Origin of the sequence: Aurantimicrobium minutum, assembly GCF_029892845.1 — a bacterium.
Lineage (GTDB): Bacteria > Actinomycetota > Actinomycetes > Actinomycetales > Microbacteriaceae > Aurantimicrobium > Aurantimicrobium minutum_B.
The window spans coordinates 248,641-270,667 of record NZ_JARXVT010000002.1; the positions used below are offsets into that span (position 1 = coordinate 248,641).

Below are 22,027 nucleotides of genomic sequence, written 5' to 3' on the forward strand. Positions count from 1 at the left end.
CGTTCTATGAGCACAGAAGTGACCCACAAACCTTCCGTCCGGCGTTTTCTCATCAGCTCAGATGGGACACAGGCAGGTTTCCTCGAATATGAAGATCAGGGCGAACATCGGCTCTTCACTCACACAGTTGTTGATCCTGCTTTTCGCGGTGAGGGACTTGCTTCTATCTTGGTGCGGGCCGGTATTGCAGACACCGTTGCAAACACACAACTCAAGGTTGTCTCCGCATGCAGCTATGTAACTAAGTGGATTGAAATGCACCCGGGCTTCATCGAGGAAACCCGATCTGGAGGAATTGACCCTGAACTGGGTAATTCCTGCCGAATCGTTTAGGAAGCTACGCGCTCAGAGATCCACGAGATCATGTCATCGATGACCTGTTCTTTGTTGGTCTCGTTAAAGATTTCGTGACGAGCCTCGGGATAGATTCCCACGGTCACATCCATCTGGCCAGCACGCTCGATATAGCTTTCTGCCAGCTTGATGTTACTGGGCTTGCCGCCGAGTGGGTCTTCTTCGCCCACAATCAACAGCAAAGGAACCTGAGACATGTCCTTGGCAGGCTTGCCGAACAGGCGTAAGCCATCGGCAACACCATAAAGCTTGAGAGTGTCTGCTTCGAAAGTCCAGGGGTCTTCCTTGAATGACTTCCACACCGCAGGGTCACGGCTAAGCCATTCGTGTCCTGTGCAGCCAGGAGCATCAAAACGCTTGTTCAGTTTGCCGGCATTCATTGAGCCTGGCTGACGGTATGCACTACCCGAGAACACGACAGCGGCGTAATCCGCGGCGTGGTCATTGATCAGCACCTGGCCCATGAGTGAGCCCATGCTGTGACCGAGAAGCACGATAGGAACACCGGGGTTCTCTGCCCGAATAATGTTGGTGAGTTCAGTGAAGTCAGCAACCGCAGCACGGAAACCGCCCGGGCCCAGCTTGCCGAGCTTGGACAAGTCACCGCCAAATTGCTTCACACCCGTGCGGCCATGCCCGCGCTGGTCAGGAACATAGGCACTGTAACCAGCTGAGTTAAGTGCTTCGGCAACATGCTTGTAGCGTCCGGCGTGATCTCCGAGTCCGTGCATGATTTGAACAACAGCACGAGGTGTGGGAACCGAGTACACGTCATAGGTGATGGCGACGCCGTGTGAGTCAGTGAACTCGGTGGTGATCATTAGCGAACGCCTTCCATCAGCTTGAGTACCCATTTACGAATGAGTAAGAGCACAATACCGAGTCCGATAGCAGCAAGACCAGAGTAGGCAAAGTAATCGAAGTTCAACTCAGGGTGCTTTTCGTCATAGAGGCCAGCAAGCTGTCCCGACATTGCAGTTCCTAGTGCGCTGGAGAGGAACAACAGCGCAACCATTTGGGTGCGGAAAGCAGTGGGGGCAAGCTTGGTGCTCACCGAGAGGCTGACTGGTGAGATCAATAGCTCAGCGATTGTGAACACAAACAAGATGGCAACCAATGCAAGCAAAGGTGCAGTGTGAGGTGCTGCGTTGAAGATGGTGAGGAAGAGCAGGAACGCAATACCCATCACGATGGTTCCGAGACCCATCTTCACGGGGGTGCTGGGCTGCTTGGTTCCCCACTTGGTCCACAGCGCAGCGAATGCGCCGGAAAGAGCCAAGATAAAGACCGGGTTGATGGACTGAACCCACGAAACAGGCATGGTCCAACCAAAGATGCTCAGGTTCAACTGATCATTGGCGAAAATCGTGACCACTGTGAACTGCTGTTGGTACAGCGACCAGAACGCGGCACAGGCAATGAACAGCGGGATGAACGCCAGCACGCGGTTGCGCTCAATGGGGGTGATGAGCTTGCTGCCCAGAATCACAACAAAGTAAGAAATCGCTGCCGCTGCCGTCACGATGATGATCACGGTGGCCAAGTTGCTGCTGGTAATCACGCCCGAGAAGACCAGAAGAACAATGAGGCCAACTCCCGCTGCAGCGAGAACACCCACCAGCCACTTCTTATTTGCAGGAAGCGGGTTAGGAACAACGCGAGTCTGAGGTGGAAGTTTGCGGCGACCAATCGAGTACTGGATCAGACCAGCAGCCATACCTACGGCAGCAAGACCGAAGCCCCAGTGGAAGCCGTAAGTGGTCTGCAAGAAACCGGTAGCAAGAGGACCTAAGAAGGCACCCAAGTTGATACCCAAGTAATACAGAGAGAAACCGGCGTCTCGACGAACATCACCTGGGGCATAAAGCTGGCCCACGATGCTGGTCGCATTCGCCTTGACACCACCGGCTCCGATAGCAATCAGAATCAAACCAACGGTCAGACCCACGTATGCCGGCAAAACAGCCAGGGCAACGTGGCCAAACATGACCATGACGGCGGCATAGAACAGAACGCGTTCGCTACCGAAGAGACGGTCGGCGAGCCAGGCTCCCAAGATGGTTGCGAGATAAACGCCACCGCCATACGCACCCACGATGCCGGTAGCGACTTTGATGTCGATACCCAGGCCACCCTGGGCGATGGGGTAGAACATGTAGAGCAGCAGAATGCCCTGCATGCCGTAGAAGGAGAAGCGCTCCCACATCTCCACACCGAAGATGGTGGTGAGCTGACGGGGCTGACCAAAGAAGGTCTTTTCAGGTTTGACAGCGTTGGCCGTTGTGCTCATGGGATTACCTACTCTTGCTCACAAAGTCCAGGCGCTCACGTCGGAGCGCCTCCACTTCTGCCTCGACAATATGTTCAAGCTTGCGGTCTACAGCCCAGCTCAGAAGCTGTTCAGCTACCTGGGGGTTTCGAACCAAGCAGGGTCCGTGCAGGTAGGTGCCGATAACTCTGCCGTTGATGGCACCCTCGGTTGTGCCATCTCCATTGCCAATTCCCGAGGTGACCGACGCAAAAGGTTCAACACCGGAGCCAAGATGAGTGAAACCACCATGGTTTTCATAACCGGTCAGCACAGCAGAAATTCCGGCAGGGCCTGACGACAAAGGATGTGCCACGAGCTCACCCACAGCACGCTTCTCTAAGCGATCCGTAGTGACATCCAGCAATCCCAGGCCAGCAGAAGGCTTGCCCTCAGCGTCCAAGAAAGTGTGGCCCAAAATTTGATACCCGGCACAAATAGACAGAACAGCTGCACCGTTTTTCACACCCTCGGCGAGCGCTCCGCTGGCATGCAAAGCAGCAGCTGCAGCTGACTGTGCGGTGTCTTCGCCACCACCTAAGACATAGATGTCCGCATTCGCAGGCACCTTCTGGCCGGGAGAAATCTCGTCAACTGACACCGTGATGCTGTGCAGTGCAGCAATGTGGCGCAAAGCAGCCACATTTCCACCATCACCATAGGTGCCCAACAAGGTGGGATAGATGGAGGCAATCTTCACCGTCTTGCTCATGCGTCCACCTCCCCGAGTGCTCCCACGCGTATCTTTTGGAATGCCGTATAGGTTGCAGCGCAGTCAATCACGTCCAGCTTGCGAACACTCTCCGGCAGATCAGCATCTGGAGCGAAGGGGTCCTCAACCACGACGCAGTCCACAGCGGCATGCAGCAGTCGCACCGCCAGATCACGCCTGCGGTTACCTGAAGCAATCACCGTGCGGCCGGCAAGACGCTCAAAAGGGACATCCCACAACCACGACGGATCGCGGCCATCTGCATGGTTCGAATTGATCATGACAATGACGGGAGTGGGTGCTGGCGGCATGATGTCGAGCAGTTCGCTCCAGCCAGCAGGGTTCTTGGCCAAGAGCAGTCGAACCTTGAGAGCACCGGATTGAACAATGGCGTAACGGCCGGAGACGGCAGAGACGGTGGACATGAGCTCCACAGCCTTGGGCAGGTTGTAACCCAACTCACTACAGGCGGCCAACGCCATAGTGGCATTAGAGGCATTGAAGCGACCAGGCAGGTTCAAGTTGGAAAGGTCGAACTTCTCACCGCTAGGAGACACCGCAGTTGCGGACGTCTTGCCCTTGGTCGCTTTCCACTCAAAGTTCCACGATGGAGTTGGACGTGTGCGACCACATCCCGAGCAGCTCCAGGTCTTCTCGTCACGCGTCAGCAGAGTTCCACACTCTGGGCACACCGACGAGTCAGCAGTCCACGCCTGGCCGGCAGCAACCCAGACAATCTTTTTGGCCTTCTCGGCAGCAAAAACCACAATGGGGTCATCGGCATTAGCAATGATCAGAACCTCGGGGTTCTCTTCGATCATGGTGCGCCACTTGCGCGCGAGCATCGCCACTTCGCTCATGCGGTCGAGCTGATCACGACTGAGGTTAGCCAAGAGAACAACCTTCGGCTGTGTCTCTTTCACAATGCGAGGCAGATATGCCTCGTCGACTTCCAGAACTGCCTGTGCACCGGGCGCACCGGTGGCCAAAGCCCAGACAGCACCCTCGGTCATATTGGCGCCGGTAGTAGGAGAAGCAATTGGACCACCCTGACTCATGGCTGTTGCCAGGAGGCGAGTGGTGGAGGTCTTGCCGTTGGTTGCTGAGACAAGCGCAGCAACACGACCCTGAGCTAGATCTTCGAGTGCGTGAGGAGAAAGCTTCAGGGCGACAGTTCCGCCAATGATCATGCCTTCACCCCGGCCAGCCAGCCTCGAAGCGGCGGCTGCGAGTTTGCCCGCAAAAATCGCCAGACGGGTTCGCAGGGGCGTATTCACGTCTCCACTTTATAAGCTCATGATGAGAACAGTGTGCTGACAGGCGCATCCAGTTTTTCTAGTAAATTACTGGGGTTTTTTGATAGCAGACCCCCTTTTCAGGAATGCAAAATACTTTTCCAGTTGTGCATATACATGCCTTAATCCATTTCTTTGGTGAGGTCTCCCCAGACCACATTTACGGATACCGCGCTGATGCTGAGACAGTAACCGAATAAAAAAGTATCAATTAGTGCCAAATAGACGTACCATATTACTAACAATCGTTTGTTCGTCATTTAACTACCAGGAGTCATCTTGTCCTCTATTGCCTTAGCTTCACCCCGTGAAGTACTTGTTGACCGTTGGGTCGCAAAGAGCGTGACTGCAGATCTAGCTGTAATTGCTGCTGGTGCAGCTCTGACCGCAGGCGCAGCACAGCTGGTTATCCCCATGTGGCCTGTGCCCATCACGGGACAGACCTTCGCAGTGTTGTTCGTTGGCGCAACCCTCGGTTCACTCCGCGGTGCCCTCTCCATGCTTCTGTATGTCGGTCTCGGTGTTGCAGGTCTTCCTGTCTTCGCTGAGGGCGGCGCTGGTCTCGCCAAGCTTGCAGGCCCCACCGGTGGCTACATGATCGGTTTCGTTCTGGCAGCAGCTCTCGTGGGCTGGCTCGCACAGAAGCAGTGGGACCGTAAGGTTCTGGGCACCATCGGTGCATTCCTTGCCGGTACCGCTGTGATCTACGCAGTAGGTCTGCCCTGGCTTTCTGTTGCACTCGGTCAGCTTGGTTACCCCAACGACCTGTCCGCAACTCTCCAGGCCGGTCTTTACCCCTTCATTCCAGGTGACCTGATCAAGGCTCTTGCTGCAGGCGGACTGCTTCCTCTCGTATGGAAGCTCACCACTCGCACCAAGTAATTCACATAAAGAAAACCCCCGGCATTAGTCGGGGGTTTTCTTGTTTCCAGAAGTGACATCTATCTCAAAATGGAGGAATCGATTTAGATGTTGCTAGCACTCCTGAAGCCTTGGTAAGTATTTCCGTGATGAAAGGTAATCACGCCTGGATCCTCACACAAGGAACTCGCGTTCAAGGCTTGAGCATGGGCCCTTCTTCAACGATGTACCAAGAGATATCCGAGAAAAGTACTTTTTCGTCTTCTCTCATAGCGTCCGCAGCAGAGCTTTCGAAAGCTGTTTTGATATCCCCTAAGGAATCAAACCAAAGCTCTGCTAAACCACTTGCAGGCCACTTATTTTTGTGGGCTATAGCAGGGCTTTGGCGGTAGGCAATTAGCCCAGGCAATGCCAAAATCAACGGCTTATGAACCTCTTGCCAGTGTTCAATAAATTCTTCCCGTGTGAGCTCTGGAAGAGCAGTCAGGTTTGAAATTATCTTGAACATTAGAATTAGACAGGAGTAACTGCTTGACGGCGTTCGACGGGGACTGCCTTACGCTTTTTGTAAAGATAAAGGCGCTTAGTTAGGTCATCACGCAATTCATCTGTAGGTACTACAGCTTCAACAGCGTTCGCATCAGCAATCTTGAAAACGTCAATTCCTTCTGCGTACTCTGCCTGCTTTTCTGCAACAAATGCCTTGCGCTCTGCTGGGTCTTCAATCGCGTGGATTTGGTTGTAGTAGACGCCGTTTACAGCAGCATCTGGGCCCATCAATGCAGGTCGAGCAGTCGGCAAGGCGATGATTGCATCTGGGTTCATTGGTGCACCAGACATGGCTAGGTAGCCACCACCGTAAGCCTTACGAACAAGGACCGTAATACGAGGTACGCGGCACTCAGACACTGCGAAAATCATCTTTGCACCATGACGAATGATTCCTTGGCGCTCTACTTCGGAACCAATCATGTATCCAGCGATGTCAACAAGGAAGATGATTGGAACGTTATATGCGTTACAAATCCAGATGAATCGTGCTGCCTTGTCCGAAGAGTTCGGGAAAATTGCACCACCCATGTGCATGGGCTGGTTTGCTACCAAGCCCACTGGCTGGCCGTTAATTCGTGCAAAAGCAGTGATCATTTCAGGAGCAAATAATTCTTTGTAAGGGAAGTAAGAGCCCTCATCAACCAAGGATTCGATGAACTCTTCCATGTCAAAAACTTCAGCTTCGCGAAGAGGAACAATATCGCTTAGCTTTCGTCCTTCACGTGGCTCGCTTGCTTCTGCCATGGGTGCGGGCAGCTCCCAGTTCGCAGGCAAGAAGGACAACCAGACGCGAATTGCGTCAAGCGCTTCGATGTCATTTTCAACGAGAACATCACCCAAGCCAGAAACGGTGCAGTGCATTTCTGCTCCACCCATTTCTTCCAAAGTAACTTTTTCGCCGGTAACCATTTCAGCAAGACGTGGAGATCCAAGATATGCAGTTGCGTGGCCTCGAACCATGACTGTGAGATCACACAACGCCGGAACGTATGCCGAACCAGCAGGCGAGGGTCCGAACAATGCGCAAACTTGAGGTACACGACCAGAAATTTGTACCTGGTTATAGAAGATGTTGCCCCAGGCGTGACGACCAGCAAAGCTATCTAGCTGCTCATCAATACGAGCACCTGCTGAATCGAACAAGTAGATGATGGGGATACCGGCAGCAGTTGCGGTTTCCTGTGCAAACGTGATCTTTTCGAATGTGCGCTTACCCCAAGTACCAGCCTTTACGCTGTAGTCATTTGCAATGACACAAACCTGGCGGCCATCTACTTTTCCATAAGCACAAACAACTGCGTCACCGGGAAGGCCCTCAGTGAAACGAGCAAGGAGGCCGTCTTCTACGTACTCTTCGTCGTCGAAAAGGTGAGCGAGGCGCTCACGAACAAGCATCTTGCCTGACTCTTTGATTTTGGTTCGGTTCTTCTCTGAACCACCAAGTCGAGCCTCTACAAGGTACTCGGCGAGAACATCGTGGACTGTCTTGTCCGCTACTTCTGCATCTACGGCCGCGGATTCATCCACTTTGATGTCTTTTGCCGACATAACTTCCTCCAAGAAAACTATTGCTTTATACGAACGAGCGTACGCTAGTATTAGTTTAGTTGCAACGAAATTGTTTTTTGCACATAGAACTAACTCTCATCAATGTGGATACAGAGGAAAGAGCCATCGTGGACACAACGCTTTCATCAGTAAAGACTCAGCCCAACTACTTCTGGGAAGATCTTGAACTCGGCGACCTAATCTTGAGCCCAGGACTAACAATCTCTGAAGCCCACCTCGTTACCTGGGCTGGACTGACTGGCGACATCGTCTCTCTCCACTTAGACGAGGTCTATGCCGCACAAACTCCCTTTGGTCAGCGAATTGGCCATGGCCCGCTTTCATTGTCGTGCGCACTGGGTTTGATGACTCAAACTGGCTATTTCACCAACGTGGCTGCCTGGTTGGGACTTGATGCGGTTCGAGCAACTGCACCAGTACTCATCGGAGACACAATTCGTGCGACCGCAGAACTTGTCGAAACTCGTGAGACTTCAAAGCCCACTAATGGAATTTGGAAGTTTGATTACCGTGTGCTCAATCAACGTGAAGAGACCGTGATGACCTTCTCCAGCAGCTTCCTCATGAAGCGCAAATAAAGACCTCTCTTGAACAAATCTGCCCCCGGTCTAATATTTAACCGGGGGCAGATTTGTTTTTGTCACTACAGGTCTGCCAGATTCGGTAGCCCTGCTGTCTCTCCACCATCTGCAACAAATTCGCTACCAGTTGAGAATGAGCTTTCGTCACTGGCTAGATAAACGATGAGGTTGCTGATCTCGCTTGGCTCTCCCGCACGCCCCTGAGCAACGTGCTTGAAGTCCATGTAGAGGCCATCAATCATTGGCGTCTTGACGTTTCCAGGGTGAATGGAATTTACTCGAACCCCTTGGTGCGCAAGCTCAAGTGCTGCTGTCTTCGTAAGGCCACGAATGCCCCATTTAGCAGTGTTGTAAGCAGCCGTGCCCGGGAACGCCTTAAGCCCTGCCGTAGACGAAATATTGATGATCGAAGAATTGCCTGACTTAACGAGCGCGGGAATTGCAGCACGCATTCCCCTCATCACTCCAGTGAGATTGATCCCCATTACCAAATCCCAATCAGCATCAGGCATGTCTACGATGTCTGCTGATCGCAAGATTCCAGCGTTGTTTACTAATACGTTCAAACCGCCAAAAGCATCTAGTGCAGTTTGGACTGCGTTATCCCAGTCTTCATTTACTTGAACATCAAGTCGCGCAAAAGCTGCCCTCTCGCCGAGCTCTTCAACTAGGGCAAGAGCATTTTGTTCATCGACGTCGCCAATAACGACAGATCCGCCCTCTGCAACGATTGCTCTCGCGTGGCTCGCACCCATACCTTTGGCTGCACCAGAAATGAGCGCTATTTTTCCACTAAGCCTGTTCATTTAATTCTCCAATTAGCTTTCAAATGGCGATGGCCCCGCTTTTACACGGGGCCATCGCCATCGGCGATTTCAGGTCTAGACAGCAGTTCCCAGTACTGCCTTGACTAGCTGGAAGCCTCGGATACCCCACTCATCGTGTTCGTATCCGGTACCAGACTGCTTCCAACCTCCGAATGGAACGCTGACGTAATCATCCGTGTAGTGGTTGATGTAGACATGTCCCGAACGGATTTTGGAGGCAACCTTGATTGCGCGGTCCTTGTCTGCTGACTGAACTACCGCTGCAAGTCCATAAATTGAATCATTAGCAATTTCGATTGCTTCTTCCTCACTGTCAAAAGGAATGATGACGAGGACTGGGCCGAAGATTTCTTCCTGGGCAATTGTCGACTTGGGGTCAACATTGGTGAAAATCGTTGGCTTTGTGTAGAAGCCCTTGGCGAGACCTTCTGGACGACCGACGCCACCAGTGAGGAGTTCTCCGCCTTCTTCAATTCCAGTCTGGATGTATCCCTGTACAGACTTGAACTGACGAGCGTTTACCAATGGACCCATTGTGGTTTCATCCTTGGTGGGGTCACCAACGACAAACGCCTCAGCGGTTCGCTTAGCGATCTCATTGACTTCTGCCAGCTTGGAGCGAGGCACGAGCATACGAGTCGCAACACTGCAGGATTGACCAGCGTTGCTGTAACAAATGGTTACACCAGTCGAAACAGCCTTCTCAAGATCGGCATCGTCAAGGATGATGTTCGGAGACTTTCCACCGAGTTCGAGGTGAACAACCTTGATTGTCTCAGCAGCGTCACGAGAAATTTCGCGTCCCGCGCGTGTCGAACCGGTGAAGGAAACCACATCTACATCTGGGTGCAAGGAAAGCTGTCGACCAATAACTACACCGTCTCCCGTAACCAGGTTGAACACACCTGCGGGGACTCCAGCCTCATCAAGAATTTCAGTGAAGAGGAATGAGTCAATTGGTGTGACCTGGCTTGGCTTGAGGATCATCGTGCAACCTGCAGCGAGAGCTGAAGCGGTCTTGGTGAAGACCTGGTTGATAGGCCAGTTCCATGGGGTGATCAGCGCAGCAACACCAGCGGGCTCACGCACGATGGTGGAGTTACCCTTCTTCTCCTCGAGAGTCATCGACTTAAGAGCATCAATGGTCGCCTGAATGTGACCGATTCCAAGCCAAGTCTGTGCACCTTCAGAAAGGGTTTTTGGAGCACCCAACTCTTCGGTGAGAGCATCTGAGAACTCCTGACGACGACGCTCGTAGATCTTTAGGATCCTCTCGAGGAGTTCAATACGCTCTGCCAAAGTAGTTTGACTGAATGTCTTGAATGCCTCTTTGGCTGCCGCAACTGCTCGTTCGACATCTTCAGAGCTTGCGCTGGTAACGACTGCGAATGCTTCTTCGTTCGCAGGGTTAACAACTTCAATTTTCTTTTCACCGTGAGCAGGAACCCATTCACCGTTGATGTAGAGGTTTTCATATTTCTTCATTGTGGTTTCCCTTTATTAGTTCCAGTCGGTGAGGACGCTGACACCTGGGTTAGCGAAGCTACCCATGTTCTGCATGATGTCTGCAGCTTCCTTGAGGTTTACGGTTTTAGTTACCATGGCCTGGGGGTCAATAACACCGTTTTCGACCATGCGCATCATGTCAGGGAAGCGAGCGATAGGCATGTTTGCAACACCCACGATCGAGAGCTCCTGAAGAACCAATGCGTCGATTGGGATGGGAATGTAGCCCTCTTCCGCAGCAGAGGTGAGGCCCGCCTGCAATAAACGTCCACGCTTACGGAGACTGCCAATTGCTGCCTGGCAAGTGATCTTGATACCGAGGGCATCAACGGCAACATGTGCGCCGCCGCCAGTGAGTTCGTGAACCTTTGCTACTACGTCCTCTTCTTTGGAGTTGATGACGTGCATTGCACCTTGCTCCTTAGCAAGCGCAAGTGCCGCAGGGTTGATGTCAGCTGCAATTACAGATGCGCCAAGTGCGCGAGCAATGTGAATTGCGGAAAGGCCCAATCCACCGCAACCGTTGACGAAAACCCATTCTCCAGGGCGAACTGCTACCTGGTCGACAATGCCGTGCCAAGCAGTCATAAAGCGGCAACTCAAGCCTGCAGCAGCTTCAAATGAAACTGATTCAGGAAGTGCTACGAGGTTACGGTCTGCTTCTGGAACGAGTACAAGTTCTCCGTATCCGCCCCAGTAGTTGGTTCCTGCAAAGGAGACGTTCTGGCAGACATTGGTGTAACCGTTGAGACAGTATTCACAAACGCCACAACCGTGTGCGTGTGGGACGATTACCCGGTCGCCAACCTTGTAACGGGTGACGTTTGAACCAACAGCTTCAACAACACCTGAGAATTCGTGTCCCATGACGTGAGGAAGCGGGAGTTCGAGACCGAGCCATGCCCAGTCACCCTGCCACAGGTGCCAGTCGCTTCGGCAAATGCCGTTTGCCTTGACGCGAATAATTGCGCCATCAGGGGTAATTGTGGGCTCCTCTACATCGAGGATCTCCAGGTCCTTACCCAGTTCTGTGAGAACTAAAGCTTTCATTGTTGTCTCCTTTTTCTAGTTAGGGCATGTGGTGGACGCCGACTGATTCGGTATCCGTGGTCACGATTTGAGAGGGGTGAAGTGGTTTTTTCTTCTCTTTGAACTTGAAGTTACCCGAGACACCTTGAAGAGTTGCCGCGACAGCAATCGTCAAAGCCTGTACGAGCATCTGGACAGATGTTGGTGCTCCCATCGTGAGAACCATCTGAACAAGTTGAGACATAAAGAGCGCTGCGATTGCTGAACCTATGATGGTTCCCTTGCCTCCAGCCAATGGTGTACCACCAACAATGACGGTGGCAATAACCGCGAGCATGTAGCCATTACCAACCTGGACGCCGACGTTTTGGAGGTAGCTAGCAAGCAGCATCCCGGCAAAAGAGTAGGTCAAGGCAGCAGTGACATAAGCCAGAATTACGCTGGAGTTCGTACGTACTCCATTTACCCGCGCTGCAGCAGGGTTTGCGCCTGCCGCAATGAACTGACGTCCAGATACCGTCTTCGAGGTGAGCAGTGCCATGACAAGTACAGTCACGATTGCAATCCATACGAGTGTGGAAATTCCAAAGATGTCTGATTGCGCGAACTGGCTAAATACTTCTGGTGCTTGGGCAGGGGCCCCACCTGTAATCAACTGAACAAATCCAAAGAGGATTGTGTTCATTGCAAGAGTTGCTACAAGCGGACTAATTCCTACAAGCGCAACCAATAAGCCATTGGCAAGACCCACCACTGCAGAAATTCCGAAACAAAGCAACACAGCCGTAAACGGATCGATGCCCCAGCGTGAGTACATCACACCAAAACCCATTGCAGAGATGCTAATTACACCTGCAGCGGAGAGGTCAATACCTCTCTGCTGAATAACCAAGGTCTGACCGATTGATGCAATTGCCAGGACCGCGGCGAACGGCATCATGCCAACTACAGATATGGGATCCAATGAACTCGGCACGAATACTGCACAAATTGCGAACAAAATCACTGTCGTAATCGCGATGGAAGTAAAGGCAGGCCTAGTGAAGCCCTTGCGGAGAGTGTTCTGTTGAGACATTAGTGACCCGCCTTCTTGAGTGAACGGAACAATGAGTAAGCAGCTACGGCAAACAAGGTCAAACCGCCCATAAGGAACGACTGCCACTCAGTAGAGAGCCCGAGGAATGTTGTTACGCTGTTGGCCACTTGGAGAAGTGCGCCACCCATGATCGCGCCAAAGAATGTACCGCGTGCACCGGCAAGGCTGACGCCACCGATGACTGCCGCGCTAATACTTGCGAGGGTGTAACTAGTACCACCTGAGGCATTACCGGATCCAATTTGAGCCATCAAAGTTACTGCAGCAACACCAGCCAGAAGGCTCGCGCCGACGTAGGCAAAATAGCGAACTTTCTTTGGATTAATTGCGTTGAGAGCTGCAACATTTTCATCCGACCCAGTTGCTCGTAGAACAATTCCTTGGCGAGTCTTAAGAAGTGCCCAGGTTAATAGGAGGGCAAGAATTACGACAACTATGAACAGGATTGGAACTGGACCAATCTTGGTCGTAATCGACTTTGTAATTGAACGTGCAATTACACCGCCCGGTGTTGGGCGAAGAATCAGTGAGATTGCCTGAACTCCTGTGAAAGTTACTAGGGTGGCAATCATTGGGTTGATCTTTGCTAAGTCAACTAGAGCCCAGTTGATTGAACCGACGACTATTGGGACGATTACGAAAAGACTCCAACCGAATCCCTGCATCGCAATCGATGAGCCGTCTATCAGGAGGTAGGACTCCAGGACAACTATCAAACCCATTAGTGGGCCGACTGAAAGATCAATTCCTCCCACAAGAAGCACCATCGCCTGCGCCATAGCTACCAAACCAAGTGGCACAAGCAAGGTAAGCATGCTTTGGATGCTCATCGGAGACAAGAAGAAGCCGTTTGCCACTTGGGTAATGAGTGAAAGGGCAATAATCGCAAGCCCCACAATTGCCAGAGGTGCGGCGTCACCGCCCAGCCAGCGAACAAGCTTAGATCGCGTTACTACTTGAGTTTCACGGACTGCTGTCGAGCGTAAGGCTTCACCGATGATTTCTTCTTCAGTGACTTTCTTTCCCTCAAGTTGACTTACAACTTTTCCGCGGGAAAAGACAAGGACTCGGTCCGCAATTCCTGCAAGTTCCTTGGCATCTGTCGAAAGTACGATTACAGCCATGCCGGTTTCTTCAGCTCGCTGACGTATGAGCGTATAAATCTCGCTTCGCGCACCAACGTCTACTCCCTGAGTAGGTTCGTCAAGAAGAAGTACAGATGGACCCGATCCAAAAGCTCCTGCGAGTACTGCCTTTTGCTGGTTACCGCCCGACAGTGTCGCAATAGATGCGGCAATTGTTGGAGTCTTTACATTGAACTCATTAACCAATGAGCTAACTGAGGAGTTCTCTTTTTTGTTGGAGACGAGGCCCATCGATGTGAATTTTTTGAGCGAACGAAGCGCAATGTTGTCCTTGACACTTAGGCCTGAGACAACACCCTCTCGGTGACGGTCTGCTGCAACGTAAGCAATTCCTTGCTTTGTAGCTTGAGCAGCGGAGCGATACTTCACTTCTTGTCCGCTGATTTCTACAACTCCAGCGAACTTGTTAAGACCGGCCAGAGCACGAAGGAATTCGCGTTGACCGTTACCGTCAATTCCAGCCAGGCCAACTACTTCACCAGGACGAACCTCGAGCGAAACATCTTTGAACTTATCCCCGTGTAATCCACTAACGACAAAGTTGGGTATTGCATTCTTGTCGCCTGAATACTTTGCAGGGTACGTAGATGAAAGTTCACGTCCCACAATCAAGTTGACAATGTCGGACTCTGAAAGTTTCGACACTAGTTCGGTACCACGTGAAGCACCGTTGCGAAGAACACTCACTCGTTCAGCGATGTCTCGAACTTCAGCTACACGGTGCGAAATGTAAATAATCGCAACGCCCTCTTTTGCAAGACGGCGAATGTGCCCGAAGAGGATATTTACGTCCTCGGCAGAGAGATGCTCAGTTGGCTCATCAAGGATAAGTACCTTGGGTTGCGCTGCGAGTGCGCGAGCAATTTCAACGATAAATCTGTGTTCTGGTGGAAGATCCTCAACTCGCAATGAAGGCGAGAGATTGAGGTCTGTTCCCCAAACAGCGAGCTGCTTGGTTGCCCAGGAGTTGAGCTCGGTAGTCTTTGGGCGCTTTTCTTTGGGCATTCCGAGATACATGTTCTCGGCGATTGTGAGGTCTGGAAGAAGCGCTGGTTCTTGACGGACGATGGTGATTCCAAAGTCACGCGATGCCGAGGCATTACCTGACGGTAGAAGCTCTCCGAAGACTCGGACTTCTCCTGTCTCTGGAGTAACAGTTCCAGAAATTACACCCATCAGGGTGGACTTTCCAGCTCCGTTTTCTCCGACAACTCCGTGGATTTCGCCAGCCAGTACGTTCAAGCTCACATTTCTGAGAGCCCGAACACCTGGATAACTCTTTGACACGTCGTTTACGTGGAGAGCTTCTACCGCCATTGGTAATACCTCGTTATTTCTTAGTTGTTACTGAATTAGCCGAGCATCTTCTTGAGTTCAGCCTCGGTCAGACTTGACGAGAGGTCAGCGTCTGGAGGAAGAACGGTGCTGCACTTAGGGTTCTTACCCGAAGTGGTGTCAATGAAGATAGGCAACTGTGGACGAGAAGGCTCTGGGTTGTCCTTGCCGACGTATGCAGCAAGTGCCTTGCGGAGAGCAATCTCAACAGTGGTGGTGGTTCCATCGAGAGTGAAGAACGCGAAGTTCGACTTCTCCCACTGGCAGCCGTTTACGTTTGCAGATGCCTGACCAGCTAGTGCAGGAAGTGCAACGCCAGCTTCGGTGTAAGCATCGATAACACCAGTGTCGGTGGTGGTGTAGTCAGAAACGACACCGTCGATACGTCCGTACTTAGCGAGAAGAGCGGTCATAACCTTCTTCTTCTCACCTGGATCCCAGTTGGTTACAACGAAGTTGTCTTCAACGAGGCTCAGGCCGGGGTATGCCTTGAGTGCTTCTTTGAAAGCGTCGAAGAAGGTAACGCTAGATGCTGCACCAGGTGTACCACCAAGGAATACGATCTTTCCCTTGCCGTTGAGAGCCTTGTTGAAGAAAGCAGCCTGCTGCTCACCGATGTACTTAACATCGTGGTTCACGAAGGTTACGTAGTCAGTTCCAGGGGTTCCACCTGGGTCAGAGATGAAGGATACAACCTTCACGCCTGCGTCAGTTGCAGCCTGGATGGAAGGAAGCTGTGCAGCGCCAAATTCGGGCTGAACGATAAGTACCTGAACGCCCTGAGCAACGAGGCTGTCAACATCAGAAATTGCCTTCTGCTGATCGCCCTTTGCATCGGTGAAGATAACCTCAGTGATGTTTGAGCACTGTTCAGCAGCCTTTGTCAGCTCTGCCAGAACGGTCTTGGTCCAAGTGTTGTTGCTACCCTTTGCGTAGCCAACCTTGGTTGGGGTGTCTGGACAAAAGTCCTTGATGTTTCCGGTGTTGTAGACAGCGCTACCGGCTTCTTCGGTTGCAGTTCCAGTGCTTGTTGCATCAGTTGATGCACAACCACTCAGAAGCAACGCGCTGGAAGCAGCAACAGCAGCTGCGGCCAGCAATAGTCGATTCTTAGCCATGAACAATAACTCCTTTGTTTTTGTTGATCTTCGAAGTAGTCACCCGATTCGAATCACCGACGATTCTGATTCTATCTCCGAAACAAACGAACAACCGCTTGTATTTTTATTATAGGGATTAATTCCCAAATAAAATAACGAACGCTTGTTTGTTATCTAAATGTTATTCATTAGTAAACACGCATGTCAATACAAAAGTGCGAAAAAATTGCAGAAAGTTGGCTTCAGCGCTCGAAAAGCTGGAAGTAACTCGTGACGCCACCATCCATCACAAAATCACTTCCATTGAGGCTTGCAGCTGCATCTTGCATGAGGAAAACCACCGCTTGGCCAATTTCTTCAGGTTGAACTGCTGCTCCAGTAGGAATTCGTTTTTCAGCGTTCTCAATCAAGTGAGGATCGGCCATAGGGGTATTGACTAGCCCCGGGCAAATGTTGTGAACTGTCACCCCCGTACCCCAGAAATCATTGATTAACGAGCGAGTAAGGTTCGAAAGTCCTGCTTTTGAAGAGGCATAACTTGGGAACGGGTAGCCGTTCCTAGCTGCGATGGAGGAGATGTTGATTATTCGGCCCCATCCTCGTGAAACCATTCCAGGGCTCAATAGACGAATGAGGTTAAAGGGGCCCACGAGATTGACAAGCATGACGTTCTGAAAAGATTCGTCATCGTGATCAGCCATAGATTTTCGATCGAGTATCCCGGCAGCATTGACAATCACATCAACGTTCAGTGACTGGTCTTTCAACTGCTGCATGGCAGCTCGTATCGAGTCAACTTTGCTGACATCAAGCTCGAGTGGGAAAGCATTTCCCTCGAGTGATTTAAGCCTTACTGCTTCGGCTTGGACTTTCTCAAAAATCAAATCAGCACAAATTACTGTGTGCCCTTGCTCAATCAGTTTTTGATTGATACCGGCAGCCATACCGCCGGCTGCTCCCGTGACTAGAACAGTCCTAGGGGCAGCTTGTTGATTACTTTGAGACATAGTCCTTACACATCATGAGAGCACTACGGCGTACAACACAAACTAGCTCATCACGCTGGTTGTAAGTGCGGTGTTCGATTCCAACAATGCCCGTGTTGGGGCGTGAGGAAGAAAGTCGCTTATCTAGTGCAATAGTCGAGACACGAAGCGTGTCGCCTATGAATACAGGCTTGGGGAATTCAATGTCTCTAAAACCAAGGTTACCCAGCGTGGTTCCCAGCGTGGTTTCCTGAACAGGGATACCGGTTGCAAGTCCAAGAGTAAAGATACTGTTCACAATGCGCTGACCGTACATGCTCTTGGAGGCAAATTCTTCATCAAGGTGAAGTGGCTGAACATTCATGGTCAAAGTAGTGAACATGAGGTTGTCGGTTTCCGTCACAGTGCGTGTGACTGCGTGGTGAATTTCTTCTCCAACTACGAAATCTTCAAAATACATTCCGGACATGATTGTTTTCTTTCTAGGTTTAGTTAGATTCCAGGGATTGCCCGGACTGGATGAGAAGATCACGCGCGTTATTTGCATGAGCTAAATCAATGTGGTCGCCCTCAAATGAGACGGCACCATTACCGACAGCTACACCAGCTTCAAATGCAGCGATGAGGCGGCGATAGTAATCTGCTTGCTTTTCGGAAAGCCCATACTCTTCGTTCGCAATCTCAGCGTGCGAAGGATGGATGAGAACCTGTCCGCTGTACCCAAGGCCAGAATTTGCTTGTGCAAATCGACGCATTCCATCGAGATTGTGTACGTCCTGCCAGAGGCCTAGCAAGATGCATTGAATTCCTGCGCTGCGCGCAGCGACAACAACCTTGCTTCGGAGATACAAGGTTTCAAAACCCTCTTCAGTCCAACTGAAACCAACCTCACGGGAAATGTCAGCATCTTTGGCTGCAGCAGCCATAACTCCACCCACACGGGGGGCATCGAGAAGTTCGTCTACCTTATTTACTGATGCGGCTGTTTCTAGAGTGGGGACAAGTTCGATTGAACCTCGTTCAACGCCATTTAAGATTTCAGCTGCTGTAACCAAGGCATCGAATCGGATCATGTCATCGCGCGAGAAAAGCTTTGGGAGAAGTAAAGCAGTTAATCCTGAAACCGCGACCGATTCAATATCTTTCCCAAAGTGCTGAGTATCAAGCGCATTTGGGCGAACTAACACTGTCTTATCAGTGTTGTTTGCCTGAATTGCTTCCCTAGCGTTGATCCGTGCGTCTGCCTTTGAAGCCTCAGGGACCGAATCCTCGAGGTCGATAATGATGGCATCTGCCTGCGACGCTAAAGCTTTGAGAATCCAATCAGCCTTGTGTCCAGGAACAAAGAGTACAGATCTAACAGCCTTCATTACAGCTCCTAAGCCTCAATCTCAGCAAGGACAGTCTTCGCGGCAATCGCGGAGCCGAGTTCGACATTGATTTCCTTGACGGTTCCATCAAACGGAGCCTTAATCGGGTTCTCCATCTTCATCGCCTCAAGAACAAAGAGAACGGTTCCTTCAGTAACGGCGTCTCCAACAGCAACGTTCATTTTCACTATCGTTCCCTGCATCGGTGCTTTCACCTTGCCATCGCTTTGAGCTCCAGCTGCTTTCCCTCCGGAACGGCGAGACTTTCCTCGTCCTGAACCAGCAGAGTCTGATGCGGCAGTTTGTGCTCCTGCCGAAGCAACTCCAACGAAGTTCTCATCGATGAAAGGAATTACGAAGAATCGGCCACCTACCTCTACTTCTTGACGGGTGAGTGCACCTTCGTATTCTTCACCCGACTCAGGAAGCGTCACACTTCTTTCAAGCCACAGCGTCGAGAAGGCTCCGGACTGGAAATCAGAGTGGTCGAGTACCGCCATAGCCGCGGGGATTGTGGTTGAAATTCCCTCAATCTTGAGTGCGGCGAGTGCGTCATAAAGGCCCTTGATTGCCTCTGCACGGTTTGCCCCATGAACGATTAACTTGCCCACAAGACTGTCGTAGTTTGGAGAAACTTCGTCACCACTGAGGTAACCAGAATCCCAACGAATGGAGCTCCCCTCGGGGACGCTGATGCTCTCAATCAGGCCCGGCGAGGGGAAGAAGTTTCCGCCTGCGACGTCTTCTGCATTAATACGCGCTTCAACGGCAGCACCATTGACGGATGTGAGCGAAGTCGGAAGATTGAGAGGAAGACCTGCTGCGACTCGGATTTGCTCTGAAACCAGATCAACTCCGGTAACCATTTCTGTGACGGGGTGCTCTACTTGAATTCGTGTGTTCATTTCGAGGAAGTAGAACTTGTTGTCCTCGACGAGGAACTCAACAGTTCCAGCACCCTCGTATGCAACTTCACGTGCAAGACGAACGGCAGCCTCGCCCATTTGCTCTCTAAGCTCTTCGCTCAGGAAGGGTGCGGGTGCCTCTTCCAAAAGTTTCTGGTGGCGACGTTGCACCGAGCAGTCACGATCACCATAGAACACAGCGTTTCCGTGCGAGTCTGCGAATACCTGGACTTCAACGTGGCGAGCGTTAGTGAGGTATCGCTCGACGAATACATCTCCGCTTCCAAAGGCCGCAGTTGCCTCGCGTACAGCAGAGGCAAAAGCCTCAGCTACTTCGTCAGCGCTCTTTGCCTGACGCATTCCGCGACCGCCACCACCATTTGAAGCCTTGATGAGAATGGGGTAGCCATTCTTTTCACCGAATTCTAGAAGCTCTGCCTCCCCAGAAACAGCGTGATTGGTTCCAGGTGCGAGGGGAACATTAGCTTCTACAGCAACAGCACGAGCTGCCACCTTTTCCCCCATAGTGCGAATTGCGTGTTCAGAAGGCCCAATAAATTTCATACCTGCGGCTGTGACAGCTGCAGCAAACTCTGCATTTTCGGAAAGGAAGCCATATCCCGGGTGAATAGCTTCAGCACCTGATTTTTTAGCGGCCTGAATTATTTTCTCGATATTAAGGTAGTTATCCTTCGCGGGACCATCCCCTAGCGCGACAGTCTCATCTGCGCTTCGAACATGAAGTGCTTGAGCATCTGCGTCAGAGTAAACAGCGACACTAGTGATGCCGAGTTCTTTCGCGCTTCGCATGATGCGAACAGCAATTTCACCACGGTTGGCGATAAGGACCTTCTTAAACATTCTGAACCTGTCTACTTTTCTTGTGTTCGATGATCTGGCTACCCGAGCCAGCCAAGCTTTGACTTGAGTGTGAGTTTTTCGAGTTTTCCTGCAGCACTTCTTGGCAGAAAGTCAGCTGTGACAAATTCGAGCTTCTTGGGAACTTTGTATCCAGCAAGTGACTTGCGAACATGTGCACGCAATTCGTCACTTGTTGCAGTCATGTTGTCGCGAAGGACAATAACGCCTCGGACTTCTTCATCCCATTCCAGGTTCGGAACTCCGAGTACAACTGCTTCCAACACAGCAGGGTGTGTGTAAAGCACCTGCTCTACCTCGACGGAATACACGTTCTCGCCGCCAGATTTAATCATTTCTTTAAGGCGGTCTTTGAAGAAGAAGAACCCTCGGTCGTCACGCGTTGCAAGGTCACCAGTTCGTAACCAACCGTCGATAAATGCTTCTGCAGTTGCCTCAGGTCGGTTGAGGTACCCCGTCATGAGAGAAGGTCCCTTGACGTAAATTTCTCCCAGTTCTCCAGGAGCTGCTATTTCAGTAGTGCCGGGAATCATTACTTCAGCTTCAACAGTGAAGTACTCCTGTCCGATGGATCCATCAACTGCGGGGTCAAGCATGTCCCGGGTGTGAAGTCTCGTAACTTGCGGACCAGCTTCTGTAAGTCCGTATCGGAAGAACAGATCAGCATTGGGAAGAATCTCTCGGAAGCGTTCCTTATCTGGCATGCGTAACAAACCTGCACCGGTATGTAGTGCGCGGAAGTGCGTTTGGAAAGCAGGCTGGTCGAATACGCCTGCCTGCATCACGCGTCGCATCATATTAGGGATCATGAATGTGTTGGTGACTTGTTCGCTCTCTACGAGTCGAATCATTGTTTCTTCATCAAACTGTTGAGCAATGATGCTTGTGGATCCAGCGACGAAGTGGGTTGTGAGCCAGCAAAGAAGTGCAGCCGAATGGAACATTGGAGTGAGGATCAATCCACGGTCTTCGGGATTCTTGCCCAAATCACACGAGATGATTTCGTTCAAAGCATTAGAAGTTGCTGAACGATGCGAAAGAACAACTGCCTTTGGAATTCCAGTGCTGCCACCGGTATAGATCAAACAAAGCGGATCTTCGGAAGTGATTTCAGCGGTGAATACTCCAGTGCCAATTCGAAGTTTCTCTACTTCTCCCTCAAAAACTACGCGTGGGATTGTGCCGGAATATTCAGCATCGTTATTCAGAATCTCGATTGCCTGAGTTACCAAATCTGTGAAGCGGTCCTCGGCGATGATGAGGGCTGGACTTGATTCTTTAATTCCGCCAGCAAGCTCTTCTGCCGCCCAACGCCAGTTATACGCACCGTAGATTGAACCTGAGTTTGCGATGCCAATAAAGAGCTCGGCGTTGAAGGTTGAGTTACCGGCCAATACGCCAACAACCTCGCCAGGCTTAACCCCAGCTTCACGCAATCCGCGGGAGAGTTGCCAAGCTCGCTCGGCTACCTGACCAAAACTGACTCGTCCGTCAAAACTTACAAACGCTTCCTTTGATGGATTACGTCTGTAGTTGAGTCGAGTCCAGTCTCCAATGGTGTGCATCTTTGCTCTCCCGGTTGAACAAACAAGCGAACGCTTGTTCGTGATTTATACG

20 protein-coding genes are annotated in these 22,027 nt (G+C 51.4%); 3 read left to right on the forward strand and 17 right to left on the reverse strand.

The genetic code is table 11. From position 1 onward, the window contains the following. Positions 1–6 precede the first annotated feature (6 nt). The gene (locus M2118_RS03775) at positions 7–333 is read left to right on the forward strand and encodes a GNAT family N-acetyltransferase (RefSeq protein ID WP_280794604.1); all 327 of its coding nucleotides are present in this window, start codon (positions 7–9) and stop codon (positions 331–333) included. Here M2118_RS03775 and M2118_RS03780 read toward each other — a convergent pair. The 4 genes from M2118_RS03780 to M2118_RS03795 are packed head-to-tail and all read right to left on the reverse strand — an operon-like array spanning position 330 to position 4,651. Next, the gene (locus tag M2118_RS03780; RefSeq protein ID WP_280794605.1) at positions 330–1,175 is read right to left on the reverse strand and encodes an alpha/beta fold hydrolase; all 846 of its coding nucleotides are present in this window, start codon (positions 1,173–1,175) and stop codon (positions 330–332) included. The genes M2118_RS03775 and M2118_RS03780 overlap by 4 nt on opposite strands. After that, the gene (locus tag M2118_RS03785) at positions 1,175–2,644 is read right to left on the reverse strand and encodes a peptide MFS transporter (protein ID WP_280794606.1); all 1,470 of its coding nucleotides are present in this window, start codon (positions 2,642–2,644) and stop codon (positions 1,175–1,177) included. Before M2118_RS03785 ends, M2118_RS03780 begins: the two co-directional genes overlap by 1 nt. Before the next feature lie 4 nt (positions 2,645–2,648). Continuing rightward, a complete protein-coding gene (locus M2118_RS03790; RefSeq protein WP_280794607.1) occupies positions 2,649–3,374 on the reverse strand; it encodes a type 1 glutamine amidotransferase in 726 nt (241 codons plus the stop codon). Beyond that, positions 3,371–4,651 (reverse strand): Mur ligase family protein, encoded by a 1,281-nt coding sequence (locus M2118_RS03795; RefSeq protein WP_280794608.1) that lies wholly within the window; start codon positions 4,649–4,651, stop codon positions 3,371–3,373. The genes M2118_RS03790 and M2118_RS03795 overlap by 4 nt, the downstream gene beginning before the upstream one ends. Before the next feature lie 297 nt (positions 4,652–4,948). Here M2118_RS03795 and M2118_RS03800 point away from each other — a divergent pair, with 297 nt between their 5' ends. Further along, the gene (locus M2118_RS03800; protein ID WP_280794609.1) at positions 4,949–5,551 is read left to right on the forward strand and encodes a biotin transporter BioY; all 603 of its coding nucleotides are present in this window, start codon (positions 4,949–4,951) and stop codon (positions 5,549–5,551) included. A 172-nt stretch (positions 5,552–5,723) separates the two neighbouring features. On the opposite strand, the gene M2118_RS03805 is transcribed toward M2118_RS03800, so the two are convergent. Beyond that, positions 5,724–6,038 (reverse strand): EthD family reductase, encoded by a 315-nt coding sequence (locus tag M2118_RS03805; RefSeq protein WP_280794610.1) that lies wholly within the window; start codon positions 6,036–6,038, stop codon positions 5,724–5,726. Positions 6,039–6,043: 5 nt separating this feature from the next. Then, positions 6,044–7,630, reverse strand: a complete 1,587-nt coding sequence (locus M2118_RS03810) for an acyl-CoA carboxylase subunit beta (RefSeq protein WP_280794611.1) — start codon at positions 7,628–7,630, stop codon at positions 6,044–6,046. A 128-nt stretch (positions 7,631–7,758) separates the two neighbouring features. Here M2118_RS03810 and M2118_RS03815 point away from each other — a divergent pair, with 128 nt between their 5' ends. Next, entirely contained in the window at positions 7,759–8,229 is a 471-nt protein-coding gene (locus tag M2118_RS03815; RefSeq protein WP_280794612.1) for a MaoC/PaaZ C-terminal domain-containing protein, read from the forward strand. 65 nt (positions 8,230–8,294) lie between these two features. On the opposite strand, the gene M2118_RS03820 is transcribed toward M2118_RS03815, so the two are convergent. The 11 genes from M2118_RS03820 to M2118_RS03870 form a co-directional block, all read right to left on the reverse strand. Further along, positions 8,295–9,038, reverse strand: coding sequence for an SDR family oxidoreductase (locus M2118_RS03820; RefSeq protein ID WP_280794613.1), 744 nt, complete (start codon positions 9,036–9,038; stop codon positions 8,295–8,297). A 75-nt stretch (positions 9,039–9,113) separates the two neighbouring features. Further along, a complete protein-coding gene (locus M2118_RS03825; protein ID WP_280794614.1) occupies positions 9,114–10,544 on the reverse strand; it encodes an aldehyde dehydrogenase family protein in 1,431 nt (476 codons plus the stop codon). A gap of 15 nt (positions 10,545–10,559) precedes the next feature. After that, positions 10,560–11,615, reverse strand: coding sequence for a zinc-dependent alcohol dehydrogenase family protein (locus tag M2118_RS03830; protein ID WP_280794615.1), 1,056 nt, complete (start codon positions 11,613–11,615; stop codon positions 10,560–10,562). A gap of 19 nt (positions 11,616–11,634) precedes the next feature. Continuing rightward, complete coding sequence (locus tag M2118_RS03835; RefSeq protein WP_280794616.1) at positions 11,635–12,669, reverse strand: ABC transporter permease; 1,035 nt, start codon at positions 12,667–12,669, stop codon at positions 11,635–11,637. Continuing rightward, positions 12,669–15,083: an ATP-binding cassette domain-containing protein gene (locus M2118_RS03840; protein WP_280794617.1), complete on the reverse strand. Its 2,415-nt coding sequence runs from the start codon at positions 15,081–15,083 to the stop codon at positions 12,669–12,671. The genes M2118_RS03835 and M2118_RS03840 overlap by 1 nt, the downstream gene beginning before the upstream one ends. A 104-nt stretch (positions 15,084–15,187) precedes the next feature. Beyond that, positions 15,188–16,288: a substrate-binding domain-containing protein gene (locus tag M2118_RS03845; protein ID WP_280794618.1), complete on the reverse strand. Its 1,101-nt coding sequence runs from the start codon at positions 16,286–16,288 to the stop codon at positions 15,188–15,190. A gap of 224 nt (positions 16,289–16,512) precedes the next feature. Beyond that, the gene (locus tag M2118_RS03850; RefSeq protein WP_280794619.1) at positions 16,513–17,277 is read right to left on the reverse strand and encodes an SDR family NAD(P)-dependent oxidoreductase; all 765 of its coding nucleotides are present in this window, start codon (positions 17,275–17,277) and stop codon (positions 16,513–16,515) included. After that, a complete protein-coding gene (locus tag M2118_RS03855; RefSeq protein ID WP_348519953.1) occupies positions 17,264–17,803 on the reverse strand; it encodes a MaoC family dehydratase in 540 nt (179 codons plus the stop codon). Before M2118_RS03855 ends, M2118_RS03850 begins: the two co-directional genes overlap by 14 nt. Then, entirely contained in the window at positions 17,745–18,626 is an 882-nt protein-coding gene (locus tag M2118_RS03860) for an HpcH/HpaI aldolase/citrate lyase family protein (protein WP_280794621.1), read from the reverse strand. Before M2118_RS03860 ends, M2118_RS03855 begins: the two co-directional genes overlap by 59 nt. 8 nt (positions 18,627–18,634) lie before the next feature. Continuing rightward, entirely contained in the window at positions 18,635–20,392 is a 1,758-nt protein-coding gene (locus M2118_RS03865) for an acetyl/propionyl/methylcrotonyl-CoA carboxylase subunit alpha (protein ID WP_280794622.1), read from the reverse strand. Between the two features lie 38 nt (positions 20,393–20,430). Next, the gene (locus M2118_RS03870) at positions 20,431–21,975 is read right to left on the reverse strand and encodes a class I adenylate-forming enzyme family protein (RefSeq protein ID WP_280794623.1); all 1,545 of its coding nucleotides are present in this window, start codon (positions 21,973–21,975) and stop codon (positions 20,431–20,433) included. Positions 21,976–22,027 lie beyond the last annotated feature (52 nt).